Origin of the sequence: uncultured Escherichia sp. (assembly GCF_948475835.1) — a bacterium.
In the GTDB taxonomy this organism is placed as follows: domain Bacteria; phylum Pseudomonadota; class Gammaproteobacteria; order Enterobacterales; family Enterobacteriaceae; genus ECMA0423.
On the sequence record NZ_CAOLGM010000148.1, the window covers coordinates 1 to 9953 of the forward strand.

Genomic DNA, 9953 nt, shown 5'->3' on the forward strand with positions numbered 1-9953 from the left:
CCCTGATGAACTTATTGATTTCACGTTTGAATGGAAAGGGCTGAAGAAATTATGCGTGGCAGTCTCCTTTCGGTCCATAATAGCAGAACAAAAGAAAGAGCCAGAAATGACGGTCAGATATTATATCAGTTCTGCTGATTTAACCGCAGAGAAGTTCGCCACAGCAATCCGAAACCACTGGCACGTGGAGAATAAGCTGCACTGGCGTCTGGACGTGGTAATGAATGAAGACGACTGCAAAATAAGAAGAGGAAACGCCGCAGAATTATTTTCAGGGATACGGCACATCGCTATTAATATTTTAACGAATGATAAGGTATTCAAGGCAGGGTTAAGACGTAAGATGCGAAAAGCAGCCATGGACAGAAACTATCTCGCGTCAGTCCTTGCGGGGAGCGGGCTTTCGTAATCTTGCCCTGCCTGCTCACCTCCTCCAGGCACTTCCACTACATTATGACCTGCTCGGTGCCACCGCTCCTTTTCACTATGACGTTAACCTCCCCTCCTTGACACCATGCTTTTGTCTACATTCTACGCAAACGGCAACTTTTATAACCAGTGTAAAAATAACGTGCCGCAATAGTCATACCTATTAATGGTAAAAAGCTGTCACAATTCATAAAAAACCTTAATATACGCCACCCTAAACATAACCAGCGTTAATGTAAGGTTTTTGTGTGGACTGGCTTCTTGATGTTTTTGCAACCTGGCTCTACGGCTTAAAAGTAATCGCGATAACGTTAGCGGTCATCATGTTCATCAGCGGGCTGGACGATTTTTTTATTGATGTCGTCTACTGGGTACGCCGCATTAAACGCAAGTTGAGTGTTTATCGCCGCTACCCGCGAATGAGTTACCGCGAACTGTATAAACCAGATGAAAAACCGTTAGCGATTATGGTTCCGGCGTGGAATGAAACGGGCGTCATCGGCAATATGGCCGAGCTGGCGGCGACCACGCTCGACTACGAAAACTATCATATCTTTGTTGGCACCTACCCCAACGACCCCGATACTCAACGTGATGTTGACGAAGTGTGCGCTCGCTTTCCGAACGTGCATAAGGTAGTCTGCGCGCGTCCTGGTCCCACCAGCAAAGCCGACTGTCTGAACAACGTGCTGGACGCCATCACCCAGTTTGAACGTAGCGCCAATTTCGCTTTTGCTGGTTTTATTCTGCATGACGCCGAAGATGTGATTTCACCGATGGAATTGCGTCTGTTCAACTATCTGGTCGAGCGTAAAGATCTGATTCAGATCCCGGTGTATCCGTTCGAACGCGAATGGACGCACTTCACCAGCATGACTTACATTGATGAGTTTTCAGAGCTGCATGGCAAAGATGTTCCGGTGCGTGAAGCCCTCGCCGGACAAGTGCCCAGCGCAGGCGTCGGCACCTGTTTCAGCCGCCGCGCCGTGACCGCTCTGTTAGCTGACGGTGACGGTATTGCTTTCGACGTGCAGAGTCTGACTGAAGATTACGACATTGGTTTCCGCCTGAAAGAGAAAGGTATGACGGAAATTTTTGTCCGTTTTCCGGTGGTGGACGAAGCCAAAGAACGCGAGCAGCGCAAATTTTTACAGCACGCACGGACGTCAAACATGATCTGCGTGCGCGAATATTTCCCCGATACCTTTTCGACTGCAGTTCGACAAAAATCTCGCTGGATCATCGGCATTGTTTTCCAGGGCTTTAAAACCCACAAATGGACCTCCAGCCTGACGCTGAACTACTTTCTCTGGCGCGACCGCAAAGGGGCAATCAGTAACTTTGTCAGCTTCCTCGCGATGCTGGTGATGCTCCAGCTTTTGCTGTTGCTGGCGTATGAAAGTTTGTGGCCCAATGCCTGGCATTTCCTTTCTATTTTTAGCGGCAGCGCATGGTTAATGACCCTGCTGTGGCTAAACTTTGGCTTGATGGTTAACCGCATCGTGCAGCGGGTGATTTTCGTCACTGGCTACTACGGTCAGACGCAGGGGCTGCTATCTGTCCTGCGTCTTTTCTGGGGCAACCTGATTAACTTCATGGCCAACTGGCGCGCGCTAAAACAGGTACTTCAACACGGCGATCCACGTCGCGTCGCGTGGGATAAAACAACGCATGACTTCCCCAGCGTGACTGGCGATACCCGCTCGTTGCGCCCGTTAGGCCAAATTCTGCTGGAAAATCAGGTCATCACTGAAGAACAACTCGATACAGCACTGCGTAATCGCGTCGAAGGTCTACGCCTGGGCGGTTCAATGCTGATGCAGGGGCTGATTAGCGCCGAGCAGCTGGCACAGGCGCTGGCAGAGCAAAACGGCGTGGCGTGGGAATCCATCGATGCCTGGCAGATCCCGTCCTCGCTGATTGCCGAAATGCCAGCCTCCGTAGCGCTGCATTATGCAGTACTGCCGCTGCGTCTGGAAAATGATGAGTTAATTGTCGGCAGTGAAGATGGTATTGACCCGGTTTCGCTGGCGGCCCTGACGCGTAAAGTCGGACGCAAAGTGCGTTACGTCATTGTTCTGCGGGGACAAATTGTCACTGGGTTACGTCACTGGTATGCACGCCGACGCGGTCACGATCCGCGGGCAATGTTGTACAATGCGGTTCAGCATCAGTGGCTCACGGAACAGCAGGCCGGTGAAATCTGGCGGCAATATGTGCCGCATCAGTTCCTGTTCGCCGAAATACTGACCACGCTCGGTCATATTAATCGTTCAGCAATTAACGTGTTGTTATTGCGCCATGAACGCAGTTCTCTGCCGCTCGGCAAGTTTTTGGTCACCGAAGGCGTTATCAGCCAGGAAACGTTGGATCGCGTCCTGACAATTCAACGCGAATTACAAGTTTCGATGCAATCACTATTACTCAAAGCAGGTTTAAACACAGAACAGGTTGCGCAACTGGAGTCCGAAAATGAAGGAGAATAACCTTAATCGCGTCATCGGATGGTCTGGTTTACTGCTGACGTCTTTATTGAGTACCAGCGCACTCGCAGACAATATCGGCACCAGCGCAGAAGAGCTGGGGCTGAGCGATTATCGCCATTTTGTTATTTATCCCCGTCTCGATAAGGCGCTGAAGGCACAGAAAAATAACGACGAAGCAACCGCCATCCGCGAATTTGAATATATACACCAGCAGGTGCCGGATAATATTCCGCTGACTTTATACCTTGCGGAAGCCTATCGCCATTTTGGTCATGATGACCGGGCGCGGCTGTTGCTTGAGGATCAACTGAAACGTCACCCAGGAGATGCCCGACTTGAGCGCAGTCTGGCGGCTATTCCGGTTGAAGTGAAAAGCGTTACGACTGTTGAAGAACTGCTTGCCCAGCAAAAAGCGTGCGACGCTGCGCCGACCCTGCGTTGTCGCAGTGAAGTCGGGCAGAATGCCCTGCGGCTGGCACAATTACCTGTCGCCAGAGCGCAACTGAACGATGCGACGTTTGCTGCATCGCCAGAAGGAAAAACGCTGCGAACCGATCTGCTGCAACGGGCAATCTACCTGAAACAATGGTCCCAGGCAGATACGCTATACAATGAAGCACGCCAGCAGAACACATTAAGCGCGGCAGAACGCCGTCAGTGGTTTGACGTGCTTCTTGCCGGGCAGCTGGACGATCGGATCCTGGCACTGCAATCACAGGGGATCTTCACCGATCCTCAGTCATATATTACTTACGCGACCGCGCTGGCTTATCGTGGCGAAAAAGCACGCCTCCAGCATTATCTCAATGAAAATAAGCCGCTGTTTACCACGGACGCACAAGAGAAAAGTTGGCTCTATCTGTTATCTAAATACAGCGCCAACCCCGTTCAGGCATTGGCGAATTATACGGTGCAGTTTGCCGATAACCGCCAGTATGTTGTTGGCGCGACGCTACCGGTGCTGTTAAAAGAAGGTCAGTACGACGCAGCGCAAAAACTGCTCGCCACCCTCCCCGCCAATGAAATGCTTGAGGAGCGTTATGCTGTCAGCGTGGCGACCCGTAACAAGGCTGAATCTCTGCGTCTGGCACGATTGCTGTATCAGCAAGAACCGGCAAATCTTACCCGCCTGGATCAACTGACCTGGCAACTGATGCAGAACGAGCAGTCACGCGAAGCTGCCGATTTATTGCTGCAACGCTATCCTTTCCAGGGCGATGCGCGTGTCAGCCAGACTTTAATGGCGCGACTGGCGTCTCTGCTGGAAAGTCATCCTTACCTGGCAACGCCGGCGAAGGTGGCGATTTTATCGAAACCCTTACCGCTGGCGGAGCAACGTCAGTGGCAAAGTCAGTTGCCGGGTATTGCAGATAATTGCCCGGCAATAGTTCGCTTGCTGGGCGATATGTCGCCTTCCTACGATGCTTCCGCCTGGAACCGTCTGGCAAAGTGTTATCGGGACACGCTACCCGGTGTGGCGCTGTATGCATGGCTTCAGGCCGAACAACGACAACCGAACGCCTGGCAACATCGTGCGGTAGCCTATCAGGCGTATCAGGTTGAGGACTACGCCACCGCACTGGCGGCCTGGCAGAAAATCAGTCTTCACGACATGAGCAATGAGGATCTGCTTGCTGCTGCCAATACCGCCCAGGCGGCAGGAAATGGTGCAGCTCGCGATCGCTGGCTACAACAGGCAGAACAACGTGGACTGGGAAACAATGCCCTCTACTGGTGGCTGCATGCGCAACGTTACATTCCTGGTCAGCCGGAACTCGCACTGAGCGATCTCACGCGCTCAATCAATATTGCGCCTTCTGCCAACGCTTACGTTGCGCGGGCGACAATTTATCGCCAACGTCATAATGTCCCGGCGGCGGTGAGTGATTTGCGCGCCGCGCTGGAACTGGAACCGAATAATAGCAACATCCAGGCAGCGCTTGGTTACGCCTTGTGGGATAGCGGTGATATCGCACAGTCGCGGGAAATGCTCGAACAGGCGCATAAAGGGCTTCCGGACGATCCGGCACTGATCCGACAACTGGCCTACGTGAACCAGCGTCTGGATGACATGCCTGCGACGCAGCACTACGCCCGGCTGGTGATTGATGACATTGATAATCAGGCGCTGATAACCCCACTGACCCCAGAGCAAAATCAGCAACGCTTCAATTTCCGCCGTTTGCATGAGGAGGTCGGTCGCCGCTGGACGTTCAGTTTCGATTCTTCTATCGGCTTGCGTTCCGGGGCAATGAGCACCGCTAACAATAATGTCGGCGGCGCAGCGCCAGGGAAAAGCTATCGTAGCTACGGGCAACTGGAAGCCGAGTACCGCATCGGACGCAATATGCTGCTGGAAGGCGACCTGCTCTCAGTTTATAGCCGCGTCTTTGCCGATACCGGAGAAAACGGGGTGATGATGCCGGTGAAAAATCCGATGTCCGGCACCGGTCTGCGCTGGAAGCCGCTGCGCGATCAGATCTTTTTCCTCGCCGTCGAACAGCAGTTGCCGCTGAACGGCCAAAATGGCGCATCCGATACCATGCTGCGCGCCAGCGCCTCATTCTTTAATGGCGGCAAATACAGCGACGAATGGCACCCGAACGGTTCAGGCTGGTTTGCCCAAAACCTGTACCTCGATGCGGCGCAATATATCCGCCAGGATATTCAGGCGTGGACGGCAGATTATCGCGTCAGCTGGCATCAGAAGGTAGCTAACGGACAGACTATTGAGCCTTACGCTCACGTTCAGGACAACGGCTATCGTGATAAAGGCACTCAGGGCGCGCAGCTTGGCGGAGTCGGGGTCCGCTGGAATATCTGGACCGGCGAGACGCACTACGACGCCTGGCCGCACAAAGTCAGTCTCGGCGTCGAGTATCAACATACCTTTAAGGCGATTAATCAACGTAACGGAGAGCGCAACAACGCGTTTCTCACCATTGGAGTGCACTGGTAAATGCGTAAGTTCATTTTCGTATTGCTGACACTGCTTTTGGTCAGCCCTTTTTCCTTTGCGATGAAAGGTATTATCTGGCAACCACAAAACCGAGATAGTCAGGTTACCGATACCCAGTGGCAGGGGCTGATGAGTCAGTTACGTTTGCAAGGCTTCGATACCCTGGTTTTGCAATGGACCCGTTACGGCGATGCATTCACCCAGCCAGAACAGCGCGCGTTATTGTTTAAGCGTGCCGCAGCTGCGCAACAGGCTGGCCTGAAGCTGATTGTCGGGCTGAACGCCGATCCGGAATTTTTTATGCACCAGAAACAGTCGTCCGCAGCGCTGGAAAGCTATCTTAATCGCCTGCTGGCTGCCGATCTCCAGCAAGCCAGATTATGGAGCGCCGCGCCTGGCGTAACGCCGGATGGCTGGTACATCAGCGCGGAAATTGACGACCTGAACTGGCGCAGCGAAGCTGCCCGTCAGCCTTTGCTAACATGGTTAAACAACGCGCAGCGGCTGATTAGCGATGTTTCAGCAAAACCGGTTTATATCAGTAGTTTTTTCGCCGGAAACATGTCGCCCGATGGCTATCGCCAACTGCTGGAACACGTTAAAGCAACCGGCGTTAATGTTTGGGTACAGGATGGCAGCGGCGTGGATAAACTGACCGCTGAACAGCGTGAACGTTATCTACAGGCCAGCGCCGATTGCCAAAGTTCCGCCCCAGCAAGCGGCATTGTTTATGAACTGTTTGTCGCCGGCAAAGGCAAAACCTTTACAGCGAAACCGAAACCGGACGCAGAGATCGCCTCGCTGTTAGCGAAACGTTCCTCTTGCGGTAAAGACACTCTCTATTTCTCTCTGCGCTATTTGCCCGTCGCGCACGGCATTCTCGAGTATTAAATCTCCTCCAAGTAAGTCGGGTACGACCTGGCTTACCTCTTTCGCTCTCGTCAGAATTCCATCAAGATTAATTGCTAAAAAGCGTGCTAAAGAAAGAAGATCGTTATCGGCGAACGGGCCGATCACTCATGCAGGAAGCATAGATCCTTTGAGCGGAGTTTCTGATATCTGAGGAGTGCGAAATGCAATTGAGCAGCAGTGAACCTTGCGTGGTGATCCTGACCGAAAAAGAGGTAGAGGTAAGCGTCAATAACCATGCTACGTTTACCCTTCCGAAAAACTACCTGGCCGCCTTCGCGTGCAACAATAACGTCATTGAACTCTCAACGTTAAATCACGTATTAATCACCCACATCAACCGTAACATCATCAACGATTATCTGTTGTTTTTAAATAAGAACTTAACCTGTGTAAAGCCCTGGTCGCGGCTGGCAACCCCGGTTATTGCTTGTCATAGCCGTACACCGGAAGTGTTCCGGCTAGCCGCCAACCACAGCAAGCAGCAACCCAGCAAACCCTGCGAAGCGGAGTTGACGCGCGTATTGCTTTTTACCGTATTGTCTAACTTTCTTGAGCAATCGCGGTTTATTGCCCTACTGATGTATATCTTACGCAGCAGCGTCCGCGACAGCGTCTGCCGCATTATTCAAAGCGATATTCAGCATTACTGGAATCTGCGAATTGTCGCCAGTTCGCTATGTTTAAGCCCCAGCCTGCTCAAAAAGAAATTAAAAAACGAAAATACCAGCTATAGCCAGATTGTCACAGAGTGTCGTATGCGTTACGCCGTACAGATGTTATTGATGGATAACAAAAATATCACTCAGGTGGCGCAATTATGTGGCTATAGCAGCACGTCATACTTTATCTCTGTTTTTAAGGCGTTTTACGGCCTGACACCGTTGAATTATCTCGCCAAACAGCGACAAAAAGTGATGTGGTGAAGGGCAAAGCGGAAACGGATAAGACGGGCATAAATGAAGAAGAAATGGCGCGCCCTGCAGGATTCGAACCTGCGGCCCACGACTTAGAAGGTCGTTGCTCTATCCAACTGAGCTAAGGGCGCGTTGATACCGCAATGCGGTGTAATCGCGTGAATTATACGGTCAACCCTTGCTGAGTCAATGGCTTTTGATCTGGTTGCTGAACAAGTGAACGACCGCGTCTGATTTTCTGATTTATTTCGCTATAGCGGCAAACAAACACACACCGCTGCGCGTCTGAATCAAGAAAACCCGTATTTTCATGTATCAAAGTACAATTTACCGCCCTAACGGAAAATTGTCCGCTCCTATGAGACTGGTAACTATGAAACCAACGTCGGTGATCATTATGGATACTCATCCTATCATCAGAATGTCTATTGAAGTTCTGTTGCAAAAAAACAGTGAATTGCAGATTGTCCTGAAAACGGATGATTACCGCATAACCATCGATTATCTCCGAACCCGTCCTGTTGATTTAATCATTATGGATATAGACTTGCCCGGAACAGACGGTTTTACCTTCCTGAAAAGGATCAAACAAATCCAGAGCACAGTGAAAGTGTTATTTTTATCATCGAAATCAGAATGCTTTTATGCTGGCAGAGCGATACAAGCTGGTGCTAACGGTTTTGTCAGTAAATGCAATGATCAGAATGATATTTTTCATGCCGTTCAGATGATCCTCTCCGGATACACGTTTTTTCCAAGCGAAACGCTTAACTATATAAAAAGCAATAAATGTAGTACGAATAGTTCAACGGTCACTGTGCTATCTAATCGTGAAGTGACCATATTACGTTATCTGGTTAGCGGATTATCTAATAAAGAAATTGCCGATAAGTTATTACTTAGCAATAAAACAGTTAGTGCGCATAAATCTAATATTTATGGCAAGCTAGGTTTGCATTCAATTGTAGAGCTTATCGACTACGCCAAATTATACGAATTAATATAATATTAATTATAATTGATCATAAATATCGCATCCGCTTTCGCCACACCTGGCCGAACACCGCTGGCTAACGCTCGATAATTGGCAAAAAAGTTTAGTGTGACATTGCCATTTGCATCTACTTCCTCAGTCGGGCTCGCCGCTCCCAGTGCGAGCCGGGAGCGATCGCTATTACGTAATTCGATGGCGATGGTTTGCGCCATTGCGGGATCATCCAGAGCCAGCAGGTTGGTATCGGATGCCGGCGTTCCCGTAAATAAAATCGCAACTGAACCCGGAGGACATCCCTCCAGCCGCAGGCTAAAAGGGACGAGTGCCGTGGTATCGCCAGCGTTCAGTAATTGTGTCGTAGGCCATCTGCCTAAATCTACCGTCTTATCAATATCCGCAGTGTTTACGGTACAGGAGAAATCAACAACGTTACCGTGCAAATTGATATTAATCGTTCCCAAAGGGTCAGCTGCCCATCCACTGGAAATCCACAGTAACCCGCAGAAACAGCTAAAGAGTGCTCTTCTCATTCTCCGTACCTCATTGATAATCGACGCGTAAATACCCCAGCGCGCTAAACGGCCCTTCGGTCGGTTTTTGACCGGTAATACTGATAGGCCAGGCGCGAAGTGTGACATTGGCTGCCGCAGCTGCATCCAGACGGAAAGGAATAACGCTATTGAGATCGTTAGGCGTGATCGGCGTATCGTTCTGATCGGCGACAATAAAACCTAAATCCTGATTGTCCGACACCATCGCCTGACCAGAAACGGCACTGGCTTCCAGACGCATTGTTAAATAAGCCTGCGCAGCAACATTCGTACATTTGACCGCAATGCTCTTGGTTTGCGGCATGACACCAGCAGGTCGATTACCCGGCCCTGCCGCACTAAATAACGATGCGCCGATATCACCAAAATCAAATTCAACAATCTGCCCGGCATTTAATTCGCAGTTTTGCGGTACTTCAACCCGGCCACCAAAACTAATGGTATAAACAGGTGTAACCAACGGATCGTAAGGCGTTGATGTCACATACACGGTAAACATCACCTGTCTGGGGATCTCCACCATGTTAATAAAGGGACGAATAACCTTTAAACGAAATATTAAACGAGAATCCATCACCCCGAATGGAAGGTTTTGTGAAACGTTAGGATCTGTTCCCATCCGAATATAATTTTGCGGGGGGAACTGAATATCCATCACACTATCAACCAGACTCATCGCACCTAATTGATAATCATTTAATTGCATAT

The 9953-nt window shown here is 50.4% G+C and carries 8 protein-coding genes and 1 tRNA gene; 6 read left to right on the top strand and 3 right to left on the bottom strand.

Going from position 1 to position 9953, the window contains the following annotated elements; all coding sequences use genetic code 11:
* From QZF50_RS20680 to envY, 5 genes are all read left to right on the top strand, one after another.
* On the top strand, positions 1–409 hold a 409-nt coding region (locus QZF50_RS20680), incomplete at its 5' end, for an ISAs1 family transposase (RefSeq protein WP_042969325.1).
* 268 nt (positions 410–677) lie between these two features.
* A complete protein-coding gene (gene nrfB, locus QZF50_RS20685) occupies positions 678–2915 on the top strand; it encodes a cyclic di-3',5'-guanylate-activated glycosyltransferase NrfB (RefSeq protein WP_061892165.1) in 2238 nt (745 codons plus the stop codon).
* Positions 2902–5874: a bacteriophage adsorption protein NfrA gene (gene nfrA, locus QZF50_RS20690; protein ID WP_000662373.1), complete on the top strand. Its 2973-nt coding sequence runs from the start codon at positions 2902–2904 to the stop codon at positions 5872–5874. The genes nrfB and nfrA overlap by 14 nt, the downstream gene beginning before the upstream one ends.
* Complete coding sequence (locus tag QZF50_RS20695; protein WP_001224567.1) at positions 5875–6765, top strand: DUF4434 family protein; 891 nt, start codon at positions 5875–5877, stop codon at positions 6763–6765.
* Between the two features lie 182 nt (positions 6766–6947).
* Complete coding sequence (envY, locus tag QZF50_RS20700) at positions 6948–7709, top strand: DNA-binding transcriptional regulator EnvY (RefSeq protein WP_001177469.1); 762 nt, start codon at positions 6948–6950, stop codon at positions 7707–7709.
* 45 nt (positions 7710–7754) lie between these two features.
* Here envY and QZF50_RS20705 read toward each other — a convergent pair.
* Positions 7755–7831: transfer RNA gene (locus QZF50_RS20705), tRNA-Arg, on the bottom strand.
* 242 nt (positions 7832–8073) lie between these two features.
* Here QZF50_RS20705 and fimZ point away from each other — a divergent pair.
* Positions 8074–8706: a fimbria biosynthesis transcriptional regulator FimZ gene (gene fimZ, locus QZF50_RS20710; protein ID WP_000805428.1), complete on the top strand. Its 633-nt coding sequence runs from the start codon at positions 8074–8076 to the stop codon at positions 8704–8706.
* A 2-nt stretch (positions 8707–8708) separates the two neighbouring features.
* On the opposite strand, the gene sfmF is transcribed toward fimZ, so the two are convergent.
* Positions 8709–9224, bottom strand: a complete 516-nt coding sequence (gene sfmF, locus QZF50_RS20715; protein WP_001250422.1) for a fimbria assembly protein — start codon at positions 9222–9224, stop codon at positions 8709–8711.
* 10 nt (positions 9225–9234) lie between these two features.
* On the bottom strand, positions 9235–9953 hold a 719-nt coding region (fimH, locus tag QZF50_RS20720), incomplete at its 5' end, for a type 1 fimbria D-mannose specific adhesin FimH (RefSeq protein ID WP_290388969.1).